At 71.3% G+C, this 25,444-nt stretch carries 23 protein-coding genes; 7 read left to right on the top strand and 16 right to left on the bottom strand.

Annotation, left to right across the window (positions count from 1 at the left end; translation table 11 throughout):
- Nucleotides 1-131 precede the first annotated feature (131 nt).
- Nucleotides 132-1,391 (top strand): FAD-dependent oxidoreductase, encoded by a 1,260-nt coding sequence (locus ATC03_RS13330; protein WP_067877965.1) that lies wholly within the window; start codon nt 132-134, stop codon nt 1,389-1,391.
- Between the two features lie 26 nt (nt 1,392-1,417).
- Here ATC03_RS13330 and ispG read toward each other — a convergent pair whose 3' ends face one another.
- The 3 genes from ispG to ATC03_RS13345 form a co-directional block, all read right to left on the bottom strand.
- Nucleotides 1,418-2,548, bottom strand: a complete 1,131-nt coding sequence (ispG, locus tag ATC03_RS13335; protein WP_067877968.1) for a flavodoxin-dependent (E)-4-hydroxy-3-methylbut-2-enyl-diphosphate synthase — start codon at nt 2,546-2,548, stop codon at nt 1,418-1,420.
- A gap of 85 nt (nt 2,549-2,633) precedes the next feature.
- Nucleotides 2,634-3,275 (bottom strand): CoA transferase subunit B, encoded by a 642-nt coding sequence (locus ATC03_RS13340; protein ID WP_179947878.1) that lies wholly within the window; start codon nt 3,273-3,275, stop codon nt 2,634-2,636.
- 1 nt (nt 3,276) lies between these two features.
- Nucleotides 3,277-4,050, bottom strand: a complete 774-nt coding sequence (locus ATC03_RS13345) for a CoA transferase subunit A (protein WP_067877971.1) — start codon at nt 4,048-4,050, stop codon at nt 3,277-3,279.
- Between the two features lie 124 nt (nt 4,051-4,174).
- Here ATC03_RS13345 and ATC03_RS13350 point away from each other — a divergent pair, with 124 nt between their 5' ends.
- Both ATC03_RS13350 and ATC03_RS13355 read left to right on the top strand, forming a co-directional pair.
- Entirely contained in the window at nt 4,175-5,359 is a 1,185-nt protein-coding gene (locus tag ATC03_RS13350; protein ID WP_067877974.1) for an acetyl-CoA C-acetyltransferase, read from the top strand.
- 110 nt (nt 5,360-5,469) lie between these two features.
- Nucleotides 5,470-6,723: a low temperature requirement protein A gene (locus ATC03_RS13355; RefSeq protein WP_067877977.1), complete on the top strand. Its 1,254-nt coding sequence runs from the start codon at nt 5,470-5,472 to the stop codon at nt 6,721-6,723.
- Between the two features lie 89 nt (nt 6,724-6,812).
- On the opposite strand, the gene ATC03_RS13360 is transcribed toward ATC03_RS13355, so the two are convergent.
- The 6 genes from ATC03_RS13360 to ATC03_RS20350 form a co-directional block, all read right to left on the bottom strand.
- Entirely contained in the window at nt 6,813-7,118 is a 306-nt protein-coding gene (locus ATC03_RS13360; protein WP_067877980.1) for an SHOCT domain-containing protein, read from the bottom strand.
- A 128-nt stretch (nt 7,119-7,246) separates the two neighbouring features.
- Entirely contained in the window at nt 7,247-7,909 is a 663-nt protein-coding gene (locus ATC03_RS13365; protein ID WP_067882181.1) for a response regulator transcription factor, read from the bottom strand.
- Nucleotides 7,906-9,132, bottom strand: coding sequence for a sensor histidine kinase (locus ATC03_RS13370; protein ID WP_067877983.1), 1,227 nt, complete (start codon nt 9,130-9,132; stop codon nt 7,906-7,908). Before ATC03_RS13370 ends, ATC03_RS13365 begins: the two co-directional genes overlap by 4 nt.
- Before the next feature lie 127 nt (nt 9,133-9,259).
- Nucleotides 9,260-10,585: a M50 family metallopeptidase gene (locus tag ATC03_RS13375; protein ID WP_067877987.1), complete on the bottom strand. Its 1,326-nt coding sequence runs from the start codon at nt 10,583-10,585 to the stop codon at nt 9,260-9,262.
- Between the two features lie 99 nt (nt 10,586-10,684).
- Complete coding sequence (gene dxr, locus ATC03_RS13380; RefSeq protein ID WP_067877991.1) at nt 10,685-11,770, bottom strand: 1-deoxy-D-xylulose-5-phosphate reductoisomerase; 1,086 nt, start codon at nt 11,768-11,770, stop codon at nt 10,685-10,687.
- Nucleotides 11,771-11,816: 46 nt separating this feature from the next.
- Nucleotides 11,817-12,455 carry a 4'-phosphopantetheinyl transferase family protein gene (locus ATC03_RS20350; protein WP_067877994.1) on the bottom strand — a complete coding sequence of 213 codons (639 nt, stop codon included), beginning with the start codon at nt 12,453-12,455 and terminating at the stop codon, nt 11,817-11,819.
- Nucleotides 12,456-12,531: 76 nt separating this feature from the next.
- Here ATC03_RS20350 and ATC03_RS13390 point away from each other — a divergent pair, with 76 nt between their 5' ends.
- Both ATC03_RS13390 and ATC03_RS20355 read left to right on the top strand, forming a co-directional pair.
- Complete coding sequence (locus ATC03_RS13390; protein ID WP_067877997.1) at nt 12,532-13,299, top strand: lysophospholipid acyltransferase family protein; 768 nt, start codon at nt 12,532-12,534, stop codon at nt 13,297-13,299.
- Nucleotides 13,300-13,361: 62 nt separating this feature from the next.
- Nucleotides 13,362-14,264 carry a hypothetical protein gene (locus ATC03_RS20355; RefSeq protein WP_067878001.1) on the top strand — a complete coding sequence of 301 codons (903 nt, stop codon included), beginning with the start codon at nt 13,362-13,364 and terminating at the stop codon, nt 14,262-14,264.
- Nucleotides 14,265-14,288: 24 nt separating this feature from the next.
- On the opposite strand, the gene ATC03_RS13400 is transcribed toward ATC03_RS20355, so the two are convergent.
- Nucleotides 14,289-14,822 (bottom strand): OsmC family protein, encoded by a 534-nt coding sequence (locus ATC03_RS13400; RefSeq protein ID WP_418117856.1) that lies wholly within the window; start codon nt 14,820-14,822, stop codon nt 14,289-14,291.
- A 61-nt stretch (nt 14,823-14,883) separates the two neighbouring features.
- Here ATC03_RS13400 and gabT point away from each other — a divergent pair, with 61 nt between their 5' ends.
- Nucleotides 14,884-16,260, top strand: coding sequence for a 4-aminobutyrate--2-oxoglutarate transaminase (gabT, locus tag ATC03_RS13405; protein WP_067878004.1), 1,377 nt, complete (start codon nt 14,884-14,886; stop codon nt 16,258-16,260).
- Nucleotides 16,257-17,246 carry an asparaginase gene (locus ATC03_RS13410; RefSeq protein WP_067878007.1) on the top strand — a complete coding sequence of 330 codons (990 nt, stop codon included), beginning with the start codon at nt 16,257-16,259 and terminating at the stop codon, nt 17,244-17,246. Before gabT ends, ATC03_RS13410 begins: the two co-directional genes overlap by 4 nt.
- Nucleotides 17,247-17,383: 137 nt before the next feature.
- Here ATC03_RS13410 and ATC03_RS13415 read toward each other — a convergent pair whose 3' ends face one another.
- From ATC03_RS13415 to ATC03_RS13440, 6 genes are all read right to left on the bottom strand, one after another.
- On the bottom strand, nt 17,384-18,232 hold the full coding sequence (locus ATC03_RS13415) for an ABC transporter permease (RefSeq protein ID WP_067882187.1): 849 nt from the start codon (nt 18,230-18,232) through the stop codon (nt 17,384-17,386).
- A gap of 59 nt (nt 18,233-18,291) precedes the next feature.
- On the bottom strand, nt 18,292-19,203 hold the full coding sequence (locus ATC03_RS13420) for an ABC transporter permease (protein WP_067878011.1): 912 nt from the start codon (nt 19,201-19,203) through the stop codon (nt 18,292-18,294).
- A gap of 2 nt (nt 19,204-19,205) precedes the next feature.
- Nucleotides 19,206-20,405, bottom strand: coding sequence for an ABC transporter ATP-binding protein (locus ATC03_RS13425; RefSeq protein WP_067878016.1), 1,200 nt, complete (start codon nt 20,403-20,405; stop codon nt 19,206-19,208).
- A 14-nt stretch (nt 20,406-20,419) separates the two neighbouring features.
- A complete protein-coding gene (locus ATC03_RS13430) occupies nt 20,420-21,604 on the bottom strand; it encodes an ABC transporter substrate-binding protein (RefSeq protein ID WP_067878019.1) in 1,185 nt (394 codons plus the stop codon).
- Between the two features lie 149 nt (nt 21,605-21,753).
- Nucleotides 21,754-24,729, bottom strand: coding sequence for an FtsK/SpoIIIE domain-containing protein (locus ATC03_RS13435; RefSeq protein ID WP_067878022.1), 2,976 nt, complete (start codon nt 24,727-24,729; stop codon nt 21,754-21,756).
- Nucleotides 24,730-24,826: 97 nt separating this feature from the next.
- Nucleotides 24,827-25,315 (bottom strand): FHA domain-containing protein, encoded by a 489-nt coding sequence (locus ATC03_RS13440; RefSeq protein ID WP_152030958.1) that lies wholly within the window; start codon nt 25,313-25,315, stop codon nt 24,827-24,829.
- Between the last annotated feature and the right edge of the window lie 129 nt (nt 25,316-25,444).

A 25,444-nucleotide genomic window follows, 5' to 3' on the forward strand; every position in this document is an offset into this window, starting at 1 on the left:
GAAGTTCTGTGATGCGTCAACGATATATCGTTATTGCGTCCCTGTCAACCTCGGCCGTTCCGTGGCGCCTCGTGCGACCGCACGGCGCGCTATCGTGAGCGCGTGCAGCCTCCCCTCGGACGGAACGGTCGATGAGCATCGCCGTCGTGGGCGGCGGCGCCGCGGGACTGACGAGCGCCTGGTTGCTCGACGGCCACCACGACGTCACGCTCTTCGAGCGCGACAGCCGGCTCGGCGGCCACGCCGACACCCGCACGGTCGAGGTCGACGGGCAGCACATCCAGGTCGACGCGGGCTTCCAGTTCTTCTCCCCCGGCCCCGCCTACGCGACGTTCAACCGGCTGCTCGACGCGCTCGGCGTGGCCCGCGAGTCGTATCCGGCGACCATCACCGTCGCCGACACCACGTCGGGCCGGTCGCTCGCGATGCCGCCCATCCGCGGCGGACGCATCGCGTGGCCTTCGCTCGCCCCCGCATCGCTCGGCACGCTCCTGCGATTCCGGAGGTTCCTCACCGGCATCCCACCGTTCCTCGCTCGTCGCGACACGTCGATCACGGTCGCCGAGTACCTCGAGCAGTGCCGGCTGCCGAAGTCGTTCGCCGACGACGTGCTCGTTCCGCTCCTGCTCTCGTTCTGGTGCGTCGAACGCGACGAGTTCCTCGGGTTCGCCGCGTACAACGCCCTCTACTACCTGGGCGTCAATGCCGACGGCGGACTCCGATCGCCCGTGCAGAGCGAGATCCCCGGCGGCCTGCGGGTCTACGTCGACGCACTCGTCGCGTCGCTCGAACGCACCCGGGTGCGAACGGATGCCGCGGTCACGCGCCTCTCCCGCGCGGGCGAGGGTTTCCTCGTCGAGACGTCCGACGGCGCGCACGAGGAGTTCGATCGCGTCGTGCTCGCGTGCAACGCCCGGCTGGCCGGCGAGCTCATCGACGGCGTCCCGGGGCTCGAGCACATGCGCGAGCACCTCGGTCGGTTCCGCACGTTCGAGACGCGCATCGCGATCCACGGCGACCGCAGGCTCATGCCGCGCGACGAGGCATCCTGGTCGGTCGTGAACGCGAGGTGGGACGGCACCCACAGCTCACTCAGCGCCTGGAACCCGCGCCGAGACGAACCCGTGTTCAAGAGCTGGATCACGCACGACGACGAGTTGCCCGAACCGCTGTTCGCGCTCGCAACCTACGAGCACGGCTGCATCACCCCCGAGTACTTCGACGCGCAGGCGACTCTGAAGGGCCTCAACGGGCAGCACGGCCTGTGGCTCGCTGGGCTGTACATGCACGATGTCGACTCGCACGAGAGCGCGATCCGGTCGGCCGTGACCGTCGCATACGCCCTCGCGCCGGACTCACCGCGCCTGCGCGCACTGGTCCACCCGCGCTGACGCGGACCGAGGCGACTCGCCGACCGCTACGGGGTCAGCACCTGCGGGCTGCCGACCGGGGCATCCGCACCCATCTCGTCGGCGATGCGGTTGGCCTCTTCGATGAGCGTCGCGACGATCTCGGACTCGGGCACGGTCTTGATGACCTCGCCCTTGACGAAGATCTGGCCCTTGCCGTTGCCGGACGCCACGCCGAGATCGGCCTCGCGAGCCTCGCCCGGGCCGTTGACGACGCAGCCCATGACAGCGACGCGGAGCGGCACGGTCATGCCCTCGAGTCCGTCGGTCACGTCGTTCGCGAGCTTGTAGACGTCGACCTGCGCGCGACCGCACGACGGGCACGAGACGATCTCGAGCTTGCGCTCGCGGAGGTTCAGCGACTGCAGGATCTGCAGCCCCACCTTCACCTCCTGCGCCGGGGGCGCCGAGAGCGAGACGCGGATCGTGTCGCCGATGCCCTCGCCGAGCAGGATGCCGAACGCCGTCGCCGACTTGATCGTGCCCTGGAACTCGGGGCCGGCCTCGGTGACGCCGAGGTGCAGCGGCCAGTCACCGCGTTCGGCGAGCAGCCGGTAGGCCTTGACCATGACGATCGGGTCGTTGTGCTTGACCGAGATCTTGAAGTCGTGGAAGTCGTGCTCCTCGAAGAGCGACGCCTCCCAGACGGCCGACTCGACGAGCGCCTCGGGCGTCGCCTTGCCGTACTTCTCGAGCAGGCGCGGGTCGAGCGACCCCGCGTTCACGCCGATGCGCAGGCTCACGCCCGCGGCCTTCGCGGCCGCCGCGATCTCGCCGACCTTGTCGTCGAACTTGCGGATGTTGCCCGGGTTGACGCGCACCGCCGCGCAGCCGGCGTCGATCGCCTGGAACACGTAGTTCGGCTGGAAGTGGATGTCGGCGATGACCGGGATCTGGCTCTTCTTGGCGATGATCGGCAGCGCCTCGGCGTCGTCGCGGCTCGGCACGGCGACGCGCACGATGTCACAGCCGGACGCCGTGAGCTCGGCGATCTGCTGCAGCGTCGCGTTGATGTTCGTGGTGGGCGTGGTCGTCATCGACTGCACCGACACCTGGGCGTCGCCGCCGACGAGCACCTTGCCCACCTTGATCTGGCGGGACTTGCGTCGCGGGGCCAGGACTTCGGGGACTTTCGGCATTCCGAGATTGACTGCAGGCACGAGGCAAGTCTAGTTCCGGCCGGTGGGCACGGCGCCTCCATCGAACGGATGCCTCAGCATCCGCTCAGGCGGCCCTCGAGGTGTCGAGCGGCGGCTCGGTGGCGGCCACGACCTCCTCGACGCTCACCCCCGGCGCGCACTCGACGAGCACGAGTCCGTCGGGCGTCACATCGATGACGGCGAGATCCGTGATGATCCGGTCGACGACGCCCCGGCCGGTGAGCGGCAGCGAGCACGCGTCGACGATCTTCGGCGAGGCGTCCTTCGCGACGTGCTCCATGAGCACGATCACGCGGCGGGCCCCGTGCACGAGGTCCATGGCGCCTCCCGGGCCCTTGACCATCTTGCCGGGGATCATCCAATTGGCGAGGTCGCCGCCGGCGGAGACCTGCATGGCCCCGAGGATCGCGGCGTCGATCTTGCCGCCGCGGATCATGCCGAAGCTCGTGGCGGAGTCGAAGTAGGCGGCGCCCGGCAGCACCGTCACGGTCTCCTTGCCCGCGTTGATGAGGTCGGGGTCGACTTCGGACTCGCGCGGGTACGGCCCGACGCCGAGGATCCCGTTCTCGGACTGCAGCACGACCGTCACGCCCTCGGGCACGAAGTTCGGCACGAGGGTCGGCAGGCCGATGCCGAGGTTCACGTACGAGCCGTCGGCGAGCTCTCGCGCGGCACGGGCGGCCATCTCGAACCTGGTCAGCGCCATGTCAGGCCTCCTCTCGCACGGTGCGGCGTTCGACGCGCTTCTCGACGTCGGGACCCACGACGACGATGCGGTCGACGAAGACGCCCGGCAGGTGCACGGCATCGGGATCGAGGTCGCCCGGTTCGACCAGGTGCTCCACCTGCGCGATGCAGATGCGGCCGGCCATCGCGGCGAGCGGCGAGAAGTTGCGGGCCGACTTGTCGAACACGAGGTTGCCGTGTCGGTCGCCGCGGAGCGCGTGCACGAGCGCGAAGTCGGTGGTGATCGCCTCCTCGAGCACGAAGTCGCGGTCGCGGCCTCCGAACGAGAAGGTCTGCACGGGCTTGGCGGGGCTCGCGACCGCGATCGACCCGTCGGCGCCATAGAGGCGCGGAAGCCCGCCCTCGGCGACCTGCGTGCCCACGCCGGTCTGGGTGAAGAACGCGGCGATGCCGCTGCCGCCGGCGCGGAGCTTCTCGGCGAGGGTGCCCTGCGGGGTCAGTTCGAGTTCGAGCTCGCCCGAGAGGTACTGCCGCTCGAACTCCTTGTTCTCGCCGACGTACGACGAGGTCATCTTGCGGATGCGACGGGCGGCGAGGAGAACGCCGAGACCCCAGTCGTCGACCCCGCAGTTGTTGCTCACGACGCTGAGCTCGTCGACCCCGCGTGCGAGGAGCGCGTCGATCAGCACCATCGGGATGCCGCAGAGCCCGAATCCGCCCACCGCGAGGCTCGCTCCCGACGCGATGTCGGCGACTGCCTCGCCGGCTGACCCGACGACCTTGTCGAGTGTCATGTCACGACCTCCCTGTCGAACGCAGACGGGATCCGCACTTCGGACTCAATCCGGTGAATGATCCCTAACCGAATCGTAGGATGGATGGAGCGCACAGCCAACCCCCGACGAAGGAGTCATCCGAATGCCCACCACCGATGTCGTCATCATCGCCGGAGCCCGCACGCCGTTCGGCCGCATGAGCGGCAACCTCGGCACCCGCTCCGCCGTCGAACTCGGCGCCGTCGCGGTCCGCGGCGCGCTCGCGAAGGCCGGCGTCTCCCCCGACGACGTCGACCAGGTGATCCTCGGCCAGGTGCTCCAGGCCGCCGCGGGCCAGAACCCCGCCAAGCAGACGGCCGTCGCCGCGGGCATCCCGTGGCGCGTCCCCGCGGTCACGATCAACAAGGTGTGCCTCTCGGGCCTCGCGGCCATCACCGACGCCGCACGGCTCATCCGCCTCGGCGAGGCGTCCGTCGTCGTCGCCGGAGGCCAGGAGTCCATGACGCAGGCGCCGCTGCTGCTGCCCGGCTCCCGCAAGGGCTGGGCGTACGGCGCCGTCGAGATGCTCGACCACGCCGCGCACGACGGACTCACCGACGCCTTCGACCGCGAGTCGATGGGCGCGTCGACCGAACGCTTCAACGGGCGGTACGGCCTCACTCGCGCCGAGCAGGACGAGATCGCCGCGGCCTCCCACGTGCGGGCCGGCGCCGCCCAGGCCGACGGCCTGTTCGACGACGAGATCGTGCCGGTCGAGGTGCCGCAGCGCAAGGGCGACCCGATCGTCGTCACCGCCGACGAGGGCGTGCGCCCCGACTCCACGGCCGAGGTGCTCGGCCGCCTGCGCCCCGCGTTCGCCGAGGGCGGCACGATCACCGCGGGCAACTCGTCCCCGATCTCCGACGGCGCGGCCGCGGTGGTCGTCGCGAGCCGCGAGTGGGCCGAGTCCCGCGGACTCCCCTGGCTCGCCCTCATCGGCGCCTCGGGTCAGGTCGCCGGCCCAGACAACTCGCTGCACTCGCAGCCCTCGAACGCGATCGCCGCCGCCCTCGAACGCGAGGGACTCGCGGCATCCGACCTCGACCTCGTCGAGATCAACGAGGCGTTCGCCGCGGTCTCGCTGCAGTCGATCCGCGACCTCGACCTCGACGCCGCGAAGGTCAACGTGCACGGCGGCGCCATCGCGCTCGGCCACCCCATCGGCGCATCGGGCGCGCGCCTCGCCCTGCACGCGGCGCTCGAGCTCTCGCGTCGCGGCGGCGGGCGCGCGGCCGTCGCCCTGTGCGGCGGCGGCGGCCAGGGCGAGGCGCTCCTGCTCTCGCGCTGACGCCGATCGCACGCCACCTCGACGGGCGGATGCCACGCGACGGCCCCGTTCGACGGGCGGATGCCGCGGCATCCGCTCGTCGACGGTGCGAACCGTGCCACGATGACGGCATGAGTGCGACCGTCCAGCCTCCGCTCCACCACCGCCTGCGCCGCATGGTCGGGCGAGATCCCGACGAGTCGCACCGCGCGGCCACGCCCCTCGAACTGCTCTACGACCTCACCTTCGTCGTGGCGTTCAGCCAGGCGGGCAGCCAGGCCGCGCACCTGCTCGAGATCGGGCACTTCGGCACGGCCGCGATCGCCTTCGTCTTCGCCGTGTTCGCGATCTGCTGGGCGTGGATCAACTACTCGTGGCTCGCCTCCGCGTACGACAACGACGGCGTCTTCGTGCGCATCGCGACGATGGTGCAGATGCTCGGCGTGCTCGTGCTGGCCCTCGGGTTGCCCGACTTCTTCCACTCGATCGACGAGGGCCAGCACGTCGACAACGCGGTCGTGATCGCCGGGTACGTCGTCATGCGGATCTCGACGATCGCGCTGTGGCTGCGCATCGCGCACGACGATCCGTCGGCGCGGCGCACGGCGCACGGCTATGCGGTCGGCCTCGGGATCATCCAGGTGGCGTGGATCGCGATGATCTTCCTCGACCCGCCGTTCGTGATGGCGCTCGGCCTGATGTTCGTCCTCGGGGTCTGCGAGACGATCGTGCCGCCGATCGCCGAGCGACGCGGGGGCGAGACGCCGTGGCATCCGCACCACATCGCCGAGCGGTACAGCCTGCTCGTCATCATCACGCTCGGCGAGATCGTGCTCGGCACGATCCTCGCGATCTCGGCGGTCGTCCAGGAGCAGGGCTGGTCGACCGAGGCGGCCGGCGTCGCCCTCGGCGGCACGCTGCTCGTGTTCGGCCTGTGGTGGAGCTACTTCACGGTGCCGTCGGGTCGGCTGCTCGCCGCCTTCCGCTCCCGCTCGTACGTGTGGGGATACGGCCACCTCATCGTGTTCGGGTCGCTCGCGGCCACCGGCGCCGGCCTGCACGTCGCCGCGAACGTGATCGCCGGCGACGCGCACATCGGCGACGTCGAGGCGCTGCTCACGATCGCCGTGCCGGTCGCGGTGTTCCTCGCCATGCTGTTCCTGCTCTACGCCTACCTGCTGCGACGTTCCGACCCGTTCCACCTCGTCGTCTTCGCCGGCAGCCTCGCGGTGCTCGCGGTCGCCGTGCTCGCGGTCGCCGGCGGGGCGAGCCTGCCCGCCGGAATCCTGATCGCCGCGTTCGCGCCGGTCGTCGTGGTGGTCGCGTTCGAGACGATCGGGCACCGGCACCAGGCCGAGGCCCTGCACGAGGTGCTCGCCGAGTGACCTGAGAACGAGAGGGGCGGATGCCGCGGCATCCGCCCCTCTCGTCTGCGGCCGCTCGGTCGGGTTGGCGTGTGCGACCGCTCGCGCAGCTAGGCGGTCGGCCGGTTCGCGCGCAGCACCTCGAGGCGGGCGCGGTACTCGGTCTCGTCGATGTCGCCGTTCGCGAATCGCTGGCCGAGCGTCTGCTCGGCGGTGGCCGTGCGCGCCCACGGCGGCCCGTAGCCCTCGGGGCTGCCGTTGGCCCAGTACCGGCGGCGCCCGCGGCTCACGCCGAAGATGATGAGTCCGACCACGAGCAGCCAGAACAGCGGGATGAGGAAGAAGACCCAGCCGAAGCCGGCCGCCCAGGGTCCGGCGTGGGCGGCCACGGTTGCGGTGGCGAGGGTGGTGAGCATGGTGTGATCCCTTGATCGTGGCCTGCTGGTCAGGCCGTCGATCCGAGTCTCGTCATCGGGCGCGCCGCGCGAATCCGACTGCGGGAGGCACTTCGGCTGCTCCCCCGGGAGCATGCGGGAGCCGCGCGCTACCGCCAGCCCGGCGCGACGAGCCCCGACTCGTACGCCGTGACCACGAGGTGCACGCGGTCGCGCGCGTGCAGCTTGGCCATGATGCGCGAGACGTGGGTCTTGGCCGTGAGCGGCGAGAGCACGAGTTCGCCGGCGATCTCGTCGTTCGTGAGCCCGAGCCCGACGAGGCGCAGCACCTCACGCTCGCGCTCGGTGAGCCCCGCGAGGCGCTCGGCGTCGGGCGCATCGCGGAGGCCAGTGGCCATGCGTTCGAGCAGGCGCTTCGTGACGCCGGGCGAGAGCAGCGCCTCGCCGCTCGCGACGACGCGCACGGCGCGGATCAGGTCGACCGGCTCGGTGTCCTTCACGAGGAACCCGCTCGCGCCCGCCCGCACCGCGCGGGCCACGTACTCGTCCATCTCGAAGGTCGTCACGATCACGACGTGCACACCCGCGAGCGCCGGATCGGCGGCGATCTGCTCGGTCGCCCAGAGCCCATCGCCGTCGGGCATGCGGATGTCCATGAGCACGACATCGACCGGGGTGCGCCGCACGACCTCGAGCAGTCCGGTGCCGGTCGACGCCTCGCCGACGACCTCGATGCCCTCCTCGGCCTCGAGCAACGCCCGGAAGCCGGCCCGCACGAGGAGCTGGTCGTCGGCCAGGGCGACCCGGATCACGGGGTCGCCTTCCACGGCAGTCGCGCCTCGACCCTGGTGCCGCGCGGCTCCGCAGGGTCGTCTTCGGCCATCGGCGCCGGCAGCACCTGCACGGACCCGCCGAGCAGCGCGGCACGTTCTCGCATGCCGAGGATGCCGCTGCCCTCACCGGATGCCGCGGGCAGCCCGCTGCCGTCGTCGTCGATCGTGAGGCGCAGCACGTCGCCGACGCGGTCGAGCGTCACGACCGCGCGCGTCGCCCGTGCGTGGCGGACGATGTTCGTGAGCGCCTCCTGCGCGATGCGGTACGCCGCGAACTGCACCGCGCGCCCTGGCGCGTCGCCGCCGAGCCGGTCGTCGAGGGTCGCCGTGAACTCCGCGGTCGTGACGCCCGCGAGCAGCCGGGGCAGTTCGGCGAGCTCGGCCTGCGGCGAGAGCGGCGCATCGGCGTCGCTGCGGATCGCGCCGAGCACGCTGCGCACCTCCTCGAGGGCGGTCTTGGAGGTGTCCTTGATGTTGACGAGCGCGGTGCGCGCCTGTTCGGCGTCGCGGTCCATGAGGTGCAGGCCGACGCTGGCCTGCACGTTGATCTGCGAGAGCGCGTGCCCGATGACGTCGTGCAGCTCGCGGGCGATGCGCACGCGTTCGCGCTCCTCGGCGGTCTGCCGTCGGCGCAGCGCCTCGGCGCGGTAGCGGCGGAGGCGTTCGTCGCGCGTGCGCACGACGGCGCCGATGCCGAAGCAGGCCGCGAGGGCGAGGGTCGTGAAGGCGACGCGCACCGGATGCCACGGCGCACCCCAGAGGGACACGAGCACGACGGCGGCGACCCACCCCACGACGACCGACGAGACCGCCCACACCACGGCGCCGCGCGCCACGGCGATGACGATGGCGAATGCGAGCGCGAGGTAGGGCGGACCGGCGACCGGCACGAGCACGAGCTCGGCGAGCGCCGCCGCCGTGACGACGGCGACCGTGACCCCCGGCAGTCGGCGCACCATGAGCAGCGCGAGCGGTCCGGCCGCGGCGAGCAGCACCTGCAGCACGCCGAGCCCCCAGCCGGCATGGCTGCCGATCGCGATGCCGATCGCAGCGGGCACCTGCACGAGCAGACTGATCACGACCGGGGCGAGCAGCCGGAACCGTGCCGAGGGGCGGAAGCGCCGATCGCCCTGCTCGCCGCCGGATGCGAGCACCCACGACGGCGGACCGCCCCATGCGTGCTGACCTTGGGGAGCGGGCATCCCCTGATCGTATCGACCGGATTCCGCGGCCGAATCCTCCGCTCGGAGGCTCATCGGCTGCTCCCGTGGGAGTACCGGGCGGCCGTCGCGGCGACGGACGAGGCGGAGGCGGGGCGCGGCATCACGATCAGAACAGCTGCACCGGCTTCACGAGGTCGGCGTAGATGAGCAGCGCGCTCATGGCGCCGAGCACGACGACGACCGCGAGGGTGACGGGCATGAGCTTGGCCATGTCGACGGGCCCCGGGTCGGGCCGCCGGAAGAGCTTCGCCCAACCGCGGCGGATCGCCTCCCACAGCGCGCCGGCGATGTGCCCGCCGTCGAGCGGCAGCAGCGGGATGAGGTTGAAGACGAAGAGCGCGATGTTCAAGGAGCCGAGGATGCCGATGAGTCCGGCGGCCTTGTCGGTCATGGCGATCTGGTCGGACGCGGCGACCTCGCCGGCCACCCGGCCGACGCCGACCACGCTGATGGGCCCGTTCGGGTCGCGCTCCTCGGAGCCGAACGCGGCGTTGGCCACGTCGACCATGCGCTGCGGAAGGTTCACGACGATGCCGGCGACTCCGGCGATGTTCTGGCCGACGGTCGGCAGCACGGCGGTCGCGGGCTGCTGCACCCGGGCGCTGGTGGGGCCGATGCCGACGAAGCCGACCTCGGTCGTGACCGGCTTGCCCGACTCGTCTTCGACGACCTGCCCGTTCTGGTCGATGACGTAGCGCTCGGTGAGCGCGGGCGTCATGGTGAGGGTCTGTTCGGCGCCGTCGCGCGTGACGACCACGGCGAGCGGGTCGCCGGGGTGCGAGCGGATGATCGCGGTGGACTGCTCCCACGAGGTGATCGACTCGCCGTCGATCGAGACGATGACGTCGCCGGGCTTGATGCCCGCCTCGGCGCCGGGCGCCGCGGGGTCGTCGGCCCCGCACGTCTGCCGCGCGCTGGTCGCGGGTAGCACGCACTCGTTGACCGAGGCGACCGTGGTCGTGGCCTGCGGCACGCCGAAGCCCATGATCAGGATGCCGAAGAGCACGACCGCGAGCACGAGGTTCATGAACGGGCCGCCGAACATGATGATGATGCGCTTCCAGACGGGCAGCAGGTAGAACGCCCGTTTCTCGTCGCCCGGGGTGATCGACTCCTGGCTGGCGTCGCGCGCGTCCTGCGCGAGGCCCTTGAAGAACCCGGTGGAGTCGGCGTGAACCTGGCCGCCCTTCGCGGGCGGGAACATGCCGATCATCGAGATGTAGCCGCCGAGCGGCACCGCCTTGACGCCGTACTCCGTCTCGCCGCGACGCCGAGACCAGACGGTCGGCCCGAAGCCGATCATGTACTGCGTGACCTTGACCTTGAAGAGCTTGGCCGGAACGAGGTGCCCGATCTCGTGCAGCGCGATCGAGACGGCGAGGCCGAGTGCGACGACGACCACGCCGAGAATGAACGGCAGCACGGATTCCATCCGACGAGCGTACTGCCCGAGGCAGGGTGTCGCCTGACGCTCCGCTGTGAGCGGCCTATGCCCCGTGCCGACCTCGAAGGGCGGGGCGGATGCCGCGGCTCAGGCCTTCGCGATGCGCGCGTTCGCGGCGGCCCGCGCGGCCCGCTCCGACTCGGCGAGCGAGGCCAGCGTGAGTTCGCGCTCCGGCGGCTCGTGCGCCTCGACGACGGCCTGCACGGTGTCGACGATGTCGAGGAATCCGATGCGCCCGGCGTGGAATGCGGCGACGGCCTCCTCGTTCGCGGCGTTGAACACGGCCGGGTAGTCGCCGCCGGCGCGACCGACCTGCTTCGCGAGCGCGATCGCGGGGAAGGCCGCGTGGTCGAGCGGCTCGAAGGTCCACGACGAGGCGACCGTCCAGTCGAGCGGACGCCCGACGGCGGCGACCCGGTTCGGCCAGTCGAGGCCGAGCGAGATGGGCAGGCGCATGTCGGGCGGCGAGGCCTGCGCGATCGTCGACCCGTCGACGAACTCGACCATCGAGTGCACGATCGACTGCGGGTGCACGGTCACGTCGATGCGGTCGTAGGGCACGTCGAAGAGCAGGTGCGCCTCGATGACCTCGAGGCCCTTGTTCACGAGCGTCGCGGAGTTCGTCGTGACGACCAGGCCCATGTCCCACGTGGGGTGCGCGAGCGCCTGCGCGGGCGTGACGTCGACGAGTTCCTCGCGCTTGCGACCGCGGAACGGTCCGCCGGAGGCCGTCAGCACGAGTCGGCGCACCTCGTCTTCGGTGCCCGAGCGCAGCGCCTGCGCGATCGCCGAGTGCTCCGAGTCGACCGGCACGATCTGGCCGGGCTTCGCGATGCGCGTCACGAGGTCGCCGCCGACGATGAGCGACTCCTTGTTCGCGAGGGCGAGCGTCGTGCCGCGTTCGAGCGTCGCGATCGTCGGACCGAGGCCCACCGACCCGGTGATGCCGTTCAGCACGACGTCGGCATCGACATCCCGAACCAGCTGCACGGCTTCGTCGATGCCGACGGCCGTGTGTTCGACGCCGAACTCGGCCGCCTGCGCCTCGAGCGCCGCACGATTCGAGCCGACCGCGAGGCCGACGACCTCGAAGCGGCGCGGATTCGCGCGGATCACGTCGAGGGCCTGAGTGCCGATCGAACCGGTGGAGCCGAGGATGATGACTGAACGCACGTGACCACTGTAGGCCGACGGGCTCGCGTCGAGCGCGGTCGCGCGCTCAGCCGATGACGGCGACGGAGGCCGCGCGCGGGCCGCGCACGGGCAGGTCGTGGAAGACGACGCGGCGCCAGAACGAGCCGAACTCGGGAACGCTCCGCTCGATGCGCCCGAGGCCGCCGTCGGCGACGGGGGTCGAGAGCGCGAGCCGTGACGGCTCGATGAAGTCGGTGTGCCCGATCGCGCGCAGCAGGGCGGTCTTGCGCGCCCAGAGCGTCGCCCGCACGAACGCGCCCCGCTCGGCGTCGAGCTCGGCGAGCGCCGCCCGCTCGAACGGGTGGAACGCCGCCTCGTCGATGCGGTCGCCCGGGTCGGCTGCCGCCGCTTCGACGGCGACCCCGAGCGGATGCCTCGTGCCGGCCGCAGCGACGATCGTGTCGCCGTCGGTCGCGACATCCGCGAACCACGGAGCACCCGTCGCCGTCAGCGGATACGCGACCGTGACGCGTCCGTGGCGCGAGCCGCACTCCGCGCAGGCGTGCACGAGGTCGACGTCGTCGGCGGGCACCGAAGCCGCGCGCGCGAGCAGGCCCCGCAGCACGAGGTCGACGCCGTGCGGGCGCCGGGCGCCGGCGAGCACGAGCGCGCGGGCGCCCGTGTCTCCGAGCTCGATCAGCTCGCCTTCGGCGGTCGCATCCACCCGACCATCATCCCGCACCGCGACGCACGCTCCCCATATACCCACCGCGGAATGACGTGCCGCCTAGGGTATTGGGGTGACAGAGCACGACGAAGTCCAGAGCCCCGAGGTCGACGAACCCGTTCGACAGGGGCCCGCCTACCGGATCTTCCGCGGAATCCTGCGGCCGTTGGCCCTCCTCGTCTACCGTCCGAAGATCACCGGCACCGAGAACGTCCCGGCCACCGGCCGGGTCATCCTCGCGAGCAACCACCTCTCGTTCATCGACAGCGTCGTGATCCCGCTCGCCTCCCCGCGGCCCGTGCAGTTCCTCGCGAAGAACGACTACTTCACCGGCACCGGCTTCCGCGGCTGGGTGTCGCGCACCTTCTTCACGGCCATCGGCGCCGTCGGCGTCGAACGCGGGGCCGGCGCCGACGCGCAGGCCGCACTCGACGCGGGCCGCGGCATCCTCGAGCACGACAACGCCTTCGCGATCTACCCCGAGGGAACGCGCTCGCTCGACGGCCGCCTCTACCGCGGGCGCACGGGCGTCGCGTGGCTCGCGCTGCAGACCGGATCGGTCGTCGTGCCCGTCGGACTCATCGGCACGCAGGAGATCCAGCCCGTCGGCGCGAAGCTGCCGCGCATCCGCCCGGTCACCGTGCGCTTCGGCGCCCCGCTCGACCTCTCCTCCCACGGCCCGGCGACCTCGGGTCGCGCCCGGCGCACGGCCACCGACGAGATCATGGCCGCGATCCACGCGCTCTCCGAGCAGGAACTCGCGGGCGTCTACAACGAGAAGCCGCCAGAGGGCACCCTCGCGAAGATCGCCGACCGCATCGCCCCGCGCGAACGGCGCTGACGCCACGCGGCATCCGGTCGATTCCCAGCGCCGTCGAGGTGCCGACCGGTAGGGTCGAGCCGATGAGCTCCCTCGGCCGAATCGCCCGCCTGACCGCGGCGGTCGCGGCGATCCTCCTGCTCGCGTCGTGCGCCCCCGCCGACCGCGCACCGCTCCGGGTCGACCGCACCCTGCCCGAGCCGCCGACGACCGAGTTCGACCCGTCGCTCATCGTGAGCGACGACGCGTTCTACGACAGCACGGCACTCGGCGAGCGGCAGATCCAGGCGTTCCTCGAGGGCGTGTCGTGCCGCGCCGACGTCGGCATCCCGTGCCTGGCCGAGTACACCGAGACGACCACGACCCAGCCCGCGGTCGGCGGCGCGCACTGCGCCGAGTACCGTGGCGGCGACGACGAGCCGGCCAGCCGCATTCTCGCGAAAGTGTCCGTCGCGTGCGGCATCAGCCCGAAGACCCTGCTGGTGCTCCTGCAGAAGGAGCAGTCGCTGCTCACCCGGCCGACCGCCGCAGGCTACGAGCGCGCCACCGGATACGCCTGCCCCGACACGGCCGACTGCGACCAGAAGTACTTCGGGTTCTTCAACCAGGTGTACAACGCGGCCTGGCAGTTCCGGCAGTACACCGAACTGCCCGATCGCCGGTACATGATCGGCGAGACCTCGATCGGGTACAACCCCGACGCCGCGTGCGGAGCGTCGACCGTCGACATCCGCAACCAGGCCACCGCGAACCTCTACAACTACACGCCGTACCAGCCGAACCCGGCGACGCTCGCCGACCCCGCGGGCGGCGACGTGTGCGGCGCGTACGGCAACCTCAACTTCTGGCGTCTCTGGCACCGCTGGTTCGGCGACCCGACAGCCGAGCGGTTCCCGGCGTTCTTCTCGCCGTGCACCCGGCTCGTCGGCGGGCACGCGTGCGCGCTCGAGCCGACGCTGCCGGCGGTCGCCGTCACGCCGACCTGATCGACGGATGCCGCGAGGCCGCCGTCAGTCGGCGGCGACCGCGATCACCGCGACGGGTTCATGGTGCACGGGGAACGCGACGGATGCCGCGATGAAGCACTTCGCGGCCGCCTCGGCGTGGATCTCCTCCGCGAGCGCCAGCATCGCGGCATCCGCCACCGTCACGCGCGGATGCAGCGTGGCCTCGCGGAACGCGCCACCACCGCGGCCGTCTTCGACCATGACGGCGGTCGCGGCATCCGTGTAGCCCGTGACGACGACGCCGTGCAGGGTCGCGACATGCAGGTACGAGAGCATGTGGCACTGGCTGAGCGCCGCGAGCAGGAGCTCCTCGGGGTTCCAGCGTTCGGCGTCGCCGTGGAAGGCGCGGTCGCTCGACCCGTCGAGCACGTGCGACTTGCCCGCGGCGCGCACCACGTGATCGCGCCCGTAGGCGCGGTAGTGGGTCGTGCCGGTCTCGCGAGCGCCCGTCCACTCGACCTCGACCGCGTACGCGTGCTCGCCCAGCCTCACGGATGCCGCCTCCCCGTCGCGCCCGGTCGTCGCGACCGGATCCACGCTAGCCGACCCGGGTGACGCCGCTCCCCCGTCACCCCCCGGCGCTAGTCTGGAGGGCATCATGACTGACACGCAGACACCCGCAGAGACCACGGCCGTCCCCGTCTACACGGTGCCGCAGGAGCGCCGCATCGTGACGGCGATCCCCGGCCCCAAGTCGCAGGCGCTGCACGAGCGACGCGCAGCGGTCGTCTCGGCCGGCGTCTCCTCGGCGCTGCCCGTCTACATCGAACGCGCCAACGGCGCCGTGCTCGTCGACGTCGACGGCAACCAGTTCATCGACTTCGGCGCCGGCATCGGGGTGACCACCGTCGGACACACCGAGCAGAACGTCGTCCGCGCCGCAGCCTCGCAACTCCAAGACGTGATCCACACGCTCTTCACCATCACCCCCTACGAGGAGTACGTGCGCGTCGCCGAACTCCTCGCCGAGCACACGCCCGGCACGCACGCCAAGCGCACCGTGCTCGTCAACTCCGGCGCCGAGGCCGTCGAGAACGGCGTGAAGATCGCGCGCAAGTTCACCGGCCGCCGCGCCGTCGCCGTGCTCGACCACGCCTATCACGGCCGCACGAACCTCACGATGGCCATGAACTTCAAGGCCCACCCGTACGCGACCGGCTTCGGCCCGTTCGCCGGCGACGTGTACCACGCGCCGAACTCCTACCCCTACCGCGACGGGCTCTCCGGTGCGGATGCCGCGGCTCGCACGATCTCGTACCTCGAGAAGGCCGTCGGGGCGAGCGACCTCGCCTGCCTCGTCGTGGAGCCCATCCAGGGCGAAGGCGGCTTCATCGTGCCTGCCGAGGGCTACCTGTCGACCCTGCAGACCTGGTGCACCGAGCACGGCGTCGTCATGATCGCCGACGAGATCCAGTCGGGCATGGCCCGCACCGGCGTCTACTTCGCGAGCGAGCACTTCGGCTGGGTGCCCGACCTCGTGCTCTCGGCCAAGGGCATCGCGGGCGGCCTGCCGCTCGCGGGCGTCACCGGCCGCGCCGACATCATGGATGCCGCGCACGCCGGCGGCCTCGGCGGCACGTTCGGCGGCAACCCCGTCGCGTGCGCCGCCGCAGTGGCGGTGTTCGAGTCCATCGAGGCGAACGACCTCCTCGGCGAGGCCAGGCGCATCGAGGCGACGCTCAAGGCAGGACTCGAGAGGCTCGCCCGTCGCTACGACCTCATCGGCGACATCCGGGGCATCGGCGCGATGATCGCGATCGAGCTCGTGCAGCCCGGCACCCGCGACACCACGAAGGCGCCGAACGCCGAAGCCGTGACCGCGCTCGTGGCGTACGCGGCGCAGCACGGCGTGCTGCTGCTGAACGCCGGCACCTACGGCAACGTGCTCCGATTCCTCCCGAGTCTCGCGGTGACCGACGCCCTCATCGACGACGCCCTGCGGGTGCTCGACGACGGCTTCGCGGCACTCGGATGACCGGCACCTTCTCCTCCGCAGACGCCGTCGAACTCGCCGTGGTCGAACGCAATGGTTTCACCGAGTCCAGGCACGCCGGCTCCGCCGTCGTGCTCTCACCCGAGGGCGAGCTGCTGCGCGCCCTCGGCGACGTGGCATCGCCCGTCCTCCCCCGATCCGCGCTGAAGCCGTTCATCGCGGTCGCCGTCATGTCCTCCGGCGTGACGCTCCGCGGCGAAGACGCGGCCATCGCGACCGCGAGCCACTCCGGCACCGCCGCGCACGTCGCGCTCGTCCGCGGGCTCCTGGCCCGCGCGTCGCTGCCCGAGTCCGCGCTCGGCTGCCCGCCGGCCACGCCCGGCGACCGCACCGCGTACGACGAGCTCGTGCGTTCCGGCGGCCAGCGCGAACGCGTCTACATGACCTGTTCGGGCAAGCACGCCGCGATGCTCCTCGCGTGCGTCGCCAACGGCTGGCCGCTCGAGGGCTACCTCGACCCCGCGCATCCCCTGCAGCGCCGCATCCTCGACGTGCTCGAGCGCCTCACCGGCGAACGTGCGACGGCCACCGCGGTCGATGGCTGCGGCGCGCCCGTGCACGCCATCAGCCTCACCGGCCTCGCCCGCGGCATCCAGAAGATCACGACTGCGGCCGCGTCGTCGCCGTTCGCGCTCTTCCGCGAGGGCGCTGCGCTCACCGAGGCCGTCCGCGAGAACCCGTGGGCGATCGCCGGCCCCGGCCAGCCCGACACCATCGCGATCGAGCGCGTCGGCGTGTTCGCGAAGTTCGGCGCGGAGGGCGTCATGGTCATGACCGCTCCCGACGGCACCACGACTGCGCTGAAAGTGCTCGACGGATCGTCTCGCGCCTCGACGATCATCGGGTTGCGCCTGCTCGCGAACGCCGGGGCGATCGACGATGCCGCGGTCGACCGAGTCGCCACCGAGCTCGACCTCTGGGTCATGGGCGGGGAGCGCCGCGTCGGCGAGATCCGCGCGACGGTCTGACGTCGCGCCGTCCGTGGCGTCGGCGCGGCCACGATCGGTGCCACGAACCCGGGTTCGCGTCGGCGATGCCCGCGAGGACGACGGATGCCGCACCGGAAGGTTCCGGTGCGGCATCCGCCTCAGTCGCTCGGTTCGGGTCAGCCGAGCTTCGCGAGCCGTTTCGCGCGCGCCGCACGGGACACCTGTGCGCCGATCACGAGTACGAGCGCGAAGAGGAACACCGCCGAGGCGATGACGTTGGCCTCGGCGGGGATGCCGCGAGAGGCCGAGATGTACACGTACTTCGGGAAGGTCGAGACCGAGCCCGAGTTGAAGTTCGTGATGATGAAGTCGTCGAAGCTCAGTGCGAACGAGAGCAGGGCGGCCGCGACGATGCCGGGAGTCAGCAGCGGGAAGGTGACCCGCCAGAAGACCTGCGACGGCGACCCGTACAGGTCGCGCCCGGCCTCCTCGAGCGCGGGGTCGAGGCTCGCGACCCGGGCCTTCACCGTCACGACGACGAAGCTGATGCAGAACATCGTGTGCGCCAGGATGATCGTCGTGATGTCCTTCGGAACGCCGACCGCGAGGAACTGCGCGGCCAGACCCGCACCGAGCACGACCTCGGGCGTCGCCATCGGCAGGAACAGCAGCAGGCTGATGACCGATCGAGCGCGGAACCGGTAGCGCACGAGGGCGATCGCGATCATCGTTCCGAGCGTTGTGGCGATGACGGTCGCGACGACTCCGATGATGACGCTGTTCGCGAAGGCCTCGCACACCGCACCGCCCTCGACGTTGCAGACGTTCAGCCACTTGTCGAAGGTGAACCCGCGCCAGGCGATGTTCGACTTCACCGAGTCGTTGAACGAGAACACGAACGTGTAGACGATGGGGATGAGCAGGAACACGAACGCGAGGATCGTGTACGCGGGCAGCAGCCACGAGCCGAGCCCGATGCGTCCCTGCCGCGCCGGCCCGGTCGAGCGACGACCCCGCGCCGACAGTTCGCTCTGCTCGCTCTCGGCGAGCCCGCCCAGCACGGCGGCGGCCTGGACTTCTCCGCTCACAGCAGGTCCTCCGTTCCGGAACGCTTGACGTAGACGCCGACGAGCACGAGGATCGCCGCCATCAGGATGATCGAGAGCGCCGCGGCCGCCGGGTAGTTCAGCAGCACGAGGAAGTTCGCCTCGATCACGTTGCCCATCATCTGCGTGTCGGGGCCGCCGAGGAAGTCCCGGCTCGCGTTGACGTAGTCGCCCGCCGCGGGGATGAACGTGAGCAGCGTTCCCGCGACGATGCCCGGCATCGACAGCGGGATCGTGATCTTGCGGAACACCGTGAACGGGTTGGCGTACAGGTCGCTGCCCGCCTCGAGGTAGCGCAGGTCGAGGCGTTCGAGCGCCGTGTACAGCGGCAGGGTCATGAAGGGGATGAAGTTGTACGTCAGACCGAAGATCACCGCGAACGGCGTGCCTGTGAAGTGCGCGTCGGGTCCGAGGAGCGAGAGCGCCTTCAGCGACGTGATCACGAACGACTCGTCGGAGAGGATCTGCTTCCACGCGAGCGTGCGCAGCAGGAAGCTGATGAAGAACGGGGCGATCACGAGCACGAGCATGAGGCTCTGCAGGAGCGGCCATCGGCGTGCCTTCACGCCGATGAAGTACGCCAGCGGGTAACTGAACAGCAGCGCGAACACCGTCGCTGCGAGCGCGTATCCGAACGAACGCAGGATGTGCGGCCAGTACGCGGTCATGACGTCGACGTAGTTCTGCCAGTTGAACGCGTACTGGTACTGCCCGATGTCGCCGTACTCGAGCGGCGCCTGCAGCGAGGTGAGCAGCAGCGAGACGAGCGGCGTCAGGAAGAACAGGACCAGGTACAGGATGCCGGGCAGCAGCAGGAAGAGCGCGATGCGACTCGACTTGCGCGGCGCCTGTGGCTGGGCCTCCGCGGTCGCGAACGCGGCGAAGGCCATGCTCAGCCCTCCCCGAGCTCGGCGACCAGGTCGTCGCGACGCTGCGCGGCGATCGAGGTCGTCGAGTCGTCGGCCGCGAACCGCTCGGCCTGGACCGCGCCGTCGTCGAGGCCGAAGCCGTGCTCGACGAGCCAGCTCGCCCAGACCTCGGCGCCGACACCGACGACCGGACCCGAACCGGTGTTCTGGGCGAACACCAGGATCGTGCCGTGACCGGGCACGTCGACGAGGTACTGGGTGCTCACACCCGAGAAGGACACGTCGAGCACGCGACCCGGGCCGACGATGTTGCGCTCGGCCGACGGAACGGGCGCCTCGGTGTGGAGTGCGACCTTCTCGGGGCGCACGCCCACCGTCACTGCGCCGTTGTGGCGGTGCGCCCTGGCCTTGGGAACCACGAGCCGTGCTCCAGCCGAGTCGACCGCGACGGCCGTGTCGGTCGTGCCGACGACCTCGCCCGAGAACAGGTTGGACTGGCCGAGGAAGTTCGCGACGAACGCGGTCCTCGGCAGGTCGTACAGTTCGGCGGGTGCGCCCATCTGCTCGATGGCGCCCTTGTTCATGACGGCCACGGTGTCGGCCATGGTCATGGCCTCCTCCTGGTCGTGCGTGACATGGAGGAAGGTGAGGCCGACCTCCTCCTGGATCGTCTTGAGTTCGAGCTGCATCTGGCGGCGCAGCTTGAGGTCGAGCGCGCCGAGCGGTTCGTCGAGCAGCAGCAGGGCGGGTCGGTTCACGATGGCGCGCGCGAGCGCGACGCGCTGCTGCTGGCCACCGGAGAGCTGCTGCGGCCGACGCTGTGCGAGGTGGTCGAGCTCGACGAGCTTCAGTGCCTCGTGCGCCTTGCCGAGCGGGTCGCCGATGCGACGCCGCTTGAGCCCGAACGCGACGTTCTCGATGATGCTCATGTGCGGGAAGAGCGCATAGCTCTGGAAGACCGTGTTGACGGGGCGCTCGTGCGACCTGGTCGCCGTGACGTCCTTGCCGCCGATGAGGATGCGGCCCTGCGTCGGCTCCTCGAGTCCGGCGACGAGCCGGAGCGTGGTCGTCTTGCCGCAGCCCGACGGCCCGAGGAGGGCGAAGAACGACCCGGCGGGGATCGTGAGGTCGAGGTTCTCGATCGCCGTGAATCCGGGGAACCGCTTCTGGATGCCCACGAGCTCGAGGTCGGCGCCTCGCTCGGCGAATTCGCGTACAGCCATGCTCTCGCCGTCCCTCAGGCGCCGAGCAGGATGCTCTGGAACTGGGCCTGGTACTTCTGCTCCTCGGCTCCGGAGAGCGAGCGGAAGATGTGGGCCTTCGAGAGCGTCTCCTCGTTCGGGAAGATGAGCTGGTTCTCGGCGAGCTCGGGGTCGATCGCGGCGGCCGCCTCCTTGGCGCCGACGACGGGCGTGATGTAGTTCACCCAGGCGGCGACCTCGGCGGCGACCTCGGGCTCGTAGTAGTAGTTCATGAGCGTCTCGGCGTTGGTCTTGCGCGTCGACCCGATCGGGACGAGGAAGTTGTCGTTCCAGAGCGTGCCGCCCGCGTCGGGGATCGCGAACTCCCACTTGTCGCCGGCCTCGGCGTTGATGACCGTGATGTCGCCCGACCAGCAGATGGCGGCGAGGGTGTCGCCGCTCTTGAGGTCTTCGAGGTACGCGTTGCCCTTGATGTTGCGCACCTGGCCGTTCTCGACCTGCTCGGTGAGCACGTCGATCGCGGCGTCGAACTCGGCGTCGCCCCAGTCGCCGGCGATGTCGACGCCGTTCTGCAGCATGATCAGGCCCATCGTGTCGCGCATCTCGGAGAGCACGCCGACCCGGCCCTTGAGCTCGGAGGACCAGAGGTCCTCGACGGAGGCGAGCCCGTCGGGATACGCCTCCTTGTTCCAGCAGATCCCGGCGAAGCCGCCCTGCCACGGCAGCGAGAAGGCCCGGCCCTTGTCGAAGTCGGGGTCGCGGAGCGCCGGGGTCAGGTTGGCGATGTTCGGGATGTTCGCGTGGTCGAGCTCCTGCGTGTAGCCGAAGCGGATCCAGCGGGCGACCATCCAGTCGGTGAGGCACACGGTGTCGGCGCCGATGTCCTGGCCGAGCGCGAGCTGGTCCTTGACCTTGCCGTAGTACGTGTTGTTGTCGTCGACGGCGACCTCGTAGTTGACCTTGATGCCGGTCTGCTCCTCGAAGGCCTGCAGCGTGGGGTAGTTGCCCGAGTCGTCCTCGTCGATGTACGCGGCCCAGTTCGCCCAGTTGAGGGTCTTGTCGGTGGCCGACTCGTCTGGTGCCGCCGTCGGCTTCGCTCCCGCCCCGCCAGTGGAGCACGCGGCCAGCGCGAGGGCCGACGCGCCGGCGCCCGCGCCGGCGAGCATCGTGCGCCGACTCATCTGGGAGGCACGTGCCCTGGCGATCAACGAACGGATCATCGGATCCTGGGGAAGGGGCCGAGAGTTCACGGGTACTCCATTCGGGTTGAGCGACGTTGCCAACGGGTTCGTCGATAGTGCCACACTGGGGGGTCCATTTCACGTATCGATGTCCGAATCGTTAATTCTTGGGAACGAAACGTTCGGATTCAGTGCCCGGCGACGTGATATGCGGCGTTTTCCGTTGTCGCCCAACGGTGGCGGCGTGCCGCCTCGCCCGGCCGGACGACCCAGCATTCGCCGCCGCCGAGGAGCGGCGGCAGTGCGATCGGCCCGGTGCACCCCGCCGAGGCCGGCGCGAGCGCCCGGAATTCGCGGAGCCCGCCGCGGACGACCACGGTCGCGGCGTCGCGGGCACGCGCCGCCAGTGCATACGAGGATGCCCAGGCGTCGGCGTCGCCCACGACGACCAGCTGCTCGCGTCCGAGTTCGGCGAGCACCTCCCGCTCGCCACCCGGTGTCAGGCGGATCGGCGTTCGCCCGGTCGCCAGCAGCAGCCCGAGATCGCGCTGGGCGGCCGACGACACCACGGCGACGATATCCGCGTCGAACACGATCGCGGGCGGCGGTTTCTCGGCGGGGGTCGCCCGGAGCGGCGGCACGTCGACGACCTGCAGCCGATGCGCGCGCCATTGGCCGGATCCGGGGGTCGCGTCCCGCTGCCAGAGGTCGCCGACACCGCCGGCGTGCGCGAGCTCCGCCCTGCTCGGATGCCGCAGGTGCACGAGTTCGCCGAACAGCTCGCGCATGCCGCCGCCCAACCGGTGTCCGATCGATGCCCCGGCGGCGACGGCGAGGCCGAGGCGGCGTCCCTCGGTGAGCAGTTCCACGAGCATCGCCGTCGCCGCATGCCGGTACTCCTCTGGCCAGGACGAGAAGCGGGTGTCGAGGTCGTCGACGACGAGGAGCCGCTGCGAGCTCGAACCGCTTCGCACCGACGCGACGAGGTCGGCGAGCAGTTGCCAGTCGTCGGGCGCTCCCCGGCCGAGTCGGAGCACCGCACCAACGCCCCACCGCGTGCGGACGCCGGCCTCGATCGCGGCGAGCGTCGTCGACCGCCCGGAACCCGGCGAACCGAGCACGAGCAGGTTCGCATCGGCGGTCGGCGTCCACCCGGCGAGGCTCCGACGCTGCTGCTCGGGCTCGTCGACCAGGCCGAAGACGACGGTCGAGAGGTCGTCGGCCACCCGACCGGCCGGCCGCACCGGAACGCCGGCGGCAGCCGTGGCAGGAGCCGCGGCGGCGGTCGCGGCGGCGCGCGCGACCTCGAGGTCGGCAGCGGTGAGCCGAGTCGGAAGCGGGTCGAGCCACGGCCGCCGCACCGGCGGCGCCGCCGCGAACCGCGCTCGCACCCCATCGACCGACCCGGCGTCGACGAGCGCGCACTGGAACGGCACCGGCACCCCGTCGCCGCGGTCGACCACGCCTCGCCCTGGCCGATCGGCGGGGATGGCGGCCGCCGCATCGCTGCCGACCACGGCGACGCTGTCGGCACGGCTCATCACGCGCAACGACACCCGGATCGGCGCGTTCGCCGTGACCTGCTCGCCGAGCACGCCGTTCGGGCGCTGCGACGCGAGCACGAGATGCACCCCGAGCGATCGCCCGCGCGCCGCGATATCGGCGACGACCGTGCCGAGATCGCGGAACCGCTGGATCATCGCCTGGAACTCGTCGATCACGACCACCAGGCGACCGAGCGGGGCGTCGTCGGGCAGATCCCCGATGTCGCGCACGCCCGCGTCGCGGAGCGCACGTTCGCGATGCCGGAGTTCGGCCGAGAGGCTCTGCACCGCCCGCTCCGCCTCCGACTCGTCGAGGTCGGTCACGAGGCCGGCGACGTGCGGCAGCCCGAGGATCGGCTCGAACGCCGAGCCGCCCTTGAAGTCGACGAGGAGGAACGCGACGCGCTCGGGCGGGTGCACGGCCGCCATCTGCAGGATCCAGGCGAGGAGGAACTCGCTCTTGCCACTGCCGGTCGTCCCGGCGACGATCGCGTGCGGGCCATCGGCCACGAGATCGAGGTCGAGGACTCCCCCGGCGCGCAGCCCGACCCCGGCCCGGAGCGTCGAACGCCGCCGGTCCACCGCGCCGGGATGCGCGAGGTCGTGCAGCCGAACGACCTGGGGCAGGCGCGACGAGCGCGTGCCGAGTCCGGCGCGTTCGGCTGTTGCTGCGGCTCGGACAGCCCAGGCGTCCGCCTGCTCGGCGCCGAGCAGGTCGGGGGCGAGCGCCGTTCCCACGACGGCGCCGTGCTGCAGCAGCGTCGCCGTGCGCGGCCCGTCGATGCGCACCACGATCGCGAGTCCCGGCGGGAGACGCTCGACGGCAGGAGCGAGCACGATCGCGTGCGCCGAGCGCGATTCAGCCTCGCCGGAAGCAGGTTCGAGTACCGATGGGAGCGTCAGGTCCCGGAGCACGAGCATCGCGGCCGAACCCGCATGCGGGAGCCGGGCGACCCACGCCCACGGCTCGGCGTCCGGAGCATCGAAGGCGAGGGCGTCGGGCCGGACGAGATGCGCGCACTGCACGAGCAGGGCTCTGGCTGCCGCGCGCACGAGCGGGGTCGGACCGACGAACCCGATACCGCCGGCGAGGTCGACGACGACCGGGGCGCCCTCGAGCCGCCTCGCGTGATCGAGCGCCTCGCGATCGAACTCGTCGGCCGGCACGCCCTCGATGCGGAGTGCGCTCTCGATCGCGGCCGCGCCGAGCACGACCGGAGCGAGTCCGTCCGCACGCCATTCCGGCGGCTCGACGCCCGTCGACAGCCGCCCGGCCGACGGATGCCGCAGCCACGCCGTCTCGGCCTCCTCCTCGTGGCGCACTCCGACGTCGGCGCGGAGCCGTGCGAACGCCGCGATGCGCTCCTCGTTCGCCCGACGCACCGATCGGCGCACCTGACGCCGACCGTCCAGCACCGTCGCCACCGCGAGCACCGGGCCGAGCACGGCGAACGCGAGCGAGATCACCGAGTGCGTGACGAGCCAGAGGACGACGGCGCCCACGACCGGAGCCAGCGCCGCGAGGAACGGGAATCCCGTTGGCGTCGGCTCGGGCACGACGGCCGGCAGGGTCAGCGGCAGTCGGGTGCCGTCTGGCGGGGCGAACAGTCGGGTCGGCATCCCGTCAGTCGATCATCGACGGGATGATGCACGCACGCCGGCGGTGCGTGAACCGCGCGCCCGCGGCATCCGCGACCCTGTGGAGGATCAGTCGGACTCAGGCGACGGTGAAGGACTGCTGCCCGAGCTCCACGACCGTGCCGGAGGCGACGAGATACCGACGCCCCGGCTCGCACCGGATCACGTCGTCGGCGCGGCGCACGACCGTGCCGTTCGCCGAGAACCGATCGGCGATCCAGAGCGTGCCGTCGTGAGCGCCGTACTCGAGGTGGGTCTTGGACACCGACCGGCCGGGATCGTCGATGGTCACGAGGTGGTCGAACGATTCGCCCGGCTGGGGCAGCGGCCGGCGGCCGATGAGCCCCGTGCCGAAGACCACCCGGACCTCGCCCGTGCCGAATCGCAGCACGAACCGAGGGCGCTCGGCGGCGGGGTCGGCGACCGCGACGTCATCGGCGGCCCCGGCGTCATCGGCAGCCCCGGCGTCGGCGTCGGCGACGGACTCGGCCTGCGTCGCCGCGACACCCGCCGCGACACCCTTCCGGAGCTCCGCCGCCTCGCCCTCCAGGCCGACCGGAACGCTCACGACCCCGCTGCGGCGGAAGCCGGGACCGAGCGAGGTCGTGTCTCCGGGCCGGGGATCGGGGCGTCTCCGGGACTCGGGCGTCGCGCTCGTCGACGAACCGCAGTGACCGCAGAACATCGCACCGTCGGG

It is taken from the genome of Agromyces aureus (assembly GCF_001660485.1).
Lineage (GTDB): Bacteria > Actinomycetota > Actinomycetes > Actinomycetales > Microbacteriaceae > Agromyces > Agromyces aureus.

What these genes read in the sequence shown, in the direction of transcription:
- ATC03_RS13330 (WP_067877965.1), top strand. Translation starts at nt 132, where the DNA reads ATGAGCATCGCCGTCGTGGGCGGCGGCGCCGCGGGACTGACGAGCGCC.
- ispG (WP_067877968.1), bottom strand. Translation starts at nt 2,548, where the DNA reads ATGCCGAAAGTCCCCGAAGTCCTGGCCCCGCGACGCAAGTCCCGCCAG.
- ATC03_RS13340 (WP_179947878.1), bottom strand. Translation starts at nt 3,275, where the DNA reads ATGGCGCTGACCAGGTTCGAGATGGCCGCCCGTGCCGCGCGAGAGCTC.
- ATC03_RS13345 (WP_067877971.1), bottom strand. Translation starts at nt 4,050, where the DNA reads ATGACACTCGACAAGGTCGTCGGGTCAGCCGGCGAGGCAGTCGCCGAC.
- ATC03_RS13350 (WP_067877974.1), top strand. Translation starts at nt 4,175, where the DNA reads ATGCCCACCACCGATGTCGTCATCATCGCCGGAGCCCGCACGCCGTTC.
- ATC03_RS13355 (WP_067877977.1), top strand. Translation starts at nt 5,470, where the DNA reads ATGAGTGCGACCGTCCAGCCTCCGCTCCACCACCGCCTGCGCCGCATG.
- ATC03_RS13360 (WP_067877980.1), bottom strand. Translation starts at nt 7,118, where the DNA reads ATGCTCACCACCCTCGCCACCGCAACCGTGGCCGCCCACGCCGGACCC.
- ATC03_RS13370 (WP_067877983.1), bottom strand. Translation starts at nt 9,132, where the DNA reads ATGCCCGCTCCCCAAGGTCAGCACGCATGGGGCGGTCCGCCGTCGTGG.
- ATC03_RS13375 (WP_067877987.1), bottom strand. Translation starts at nt 10,585, where the DNA reads ATGGAATCCGTGCTGCCGTTCATTCTCGGCGTGGTCGTCGTCGCACTC.
- ATC03_RS20355 (WP_067878001.1), top strand. Translation starts at nt 13,362, where the DNA reads ATGAGCTCCCTCGGCCGAATCGCCCGCCTGACCGCGGCGGTCGCGGCG.
- gabT (WP_067878004.1), top strand. Translation starts at nt 14,884, where the DNA reads ATGACTGACACGCAGACACCCGCAGAGACCACGGCCGTCCCCGTCTAC.
- ATC03_RS13410 (WP_067878007.1), top strand. Translation starts at nt 16,257, where the DNA reads ATGACCGGCACCTTCTCCTCCGCAGACGCCGTCGAACTCGCCGTGGTC.
- ATC03_RS13420 (WP_067878011.1), bottom strand. Translation starts at nt 19,203, where the DNA reads ATGGCCTTCGCCGCGTTCGCGACCGCGGAGGCCCAGCCACAGGCGCCG.
- ATC03_RS13425 (WP_067878016.1), bottom strand. Translation starts at nt 20,405, where the DNA reads ATGGCTGTACGCGAATTCGCCGAGCGAGGCGCCGACCTCGAGCTCGTG.
- ATC03_RS13430 (WP_067878019.1), bottom strand. Translation starts at nt 21,604, where the DNA reads ATGATCCGTTCGTTGATCGCCAGGGCACGTGCCTCCCAGATGAGTCGG.
- ATC03_RS13435 (WP_067878022.1), bottom strand. Translation starts at nt 24,729, where the DNA reads ATGCCGACCCGACTGTTCGCCCCGCCAGACGGCACCCGACTGCCGCTG.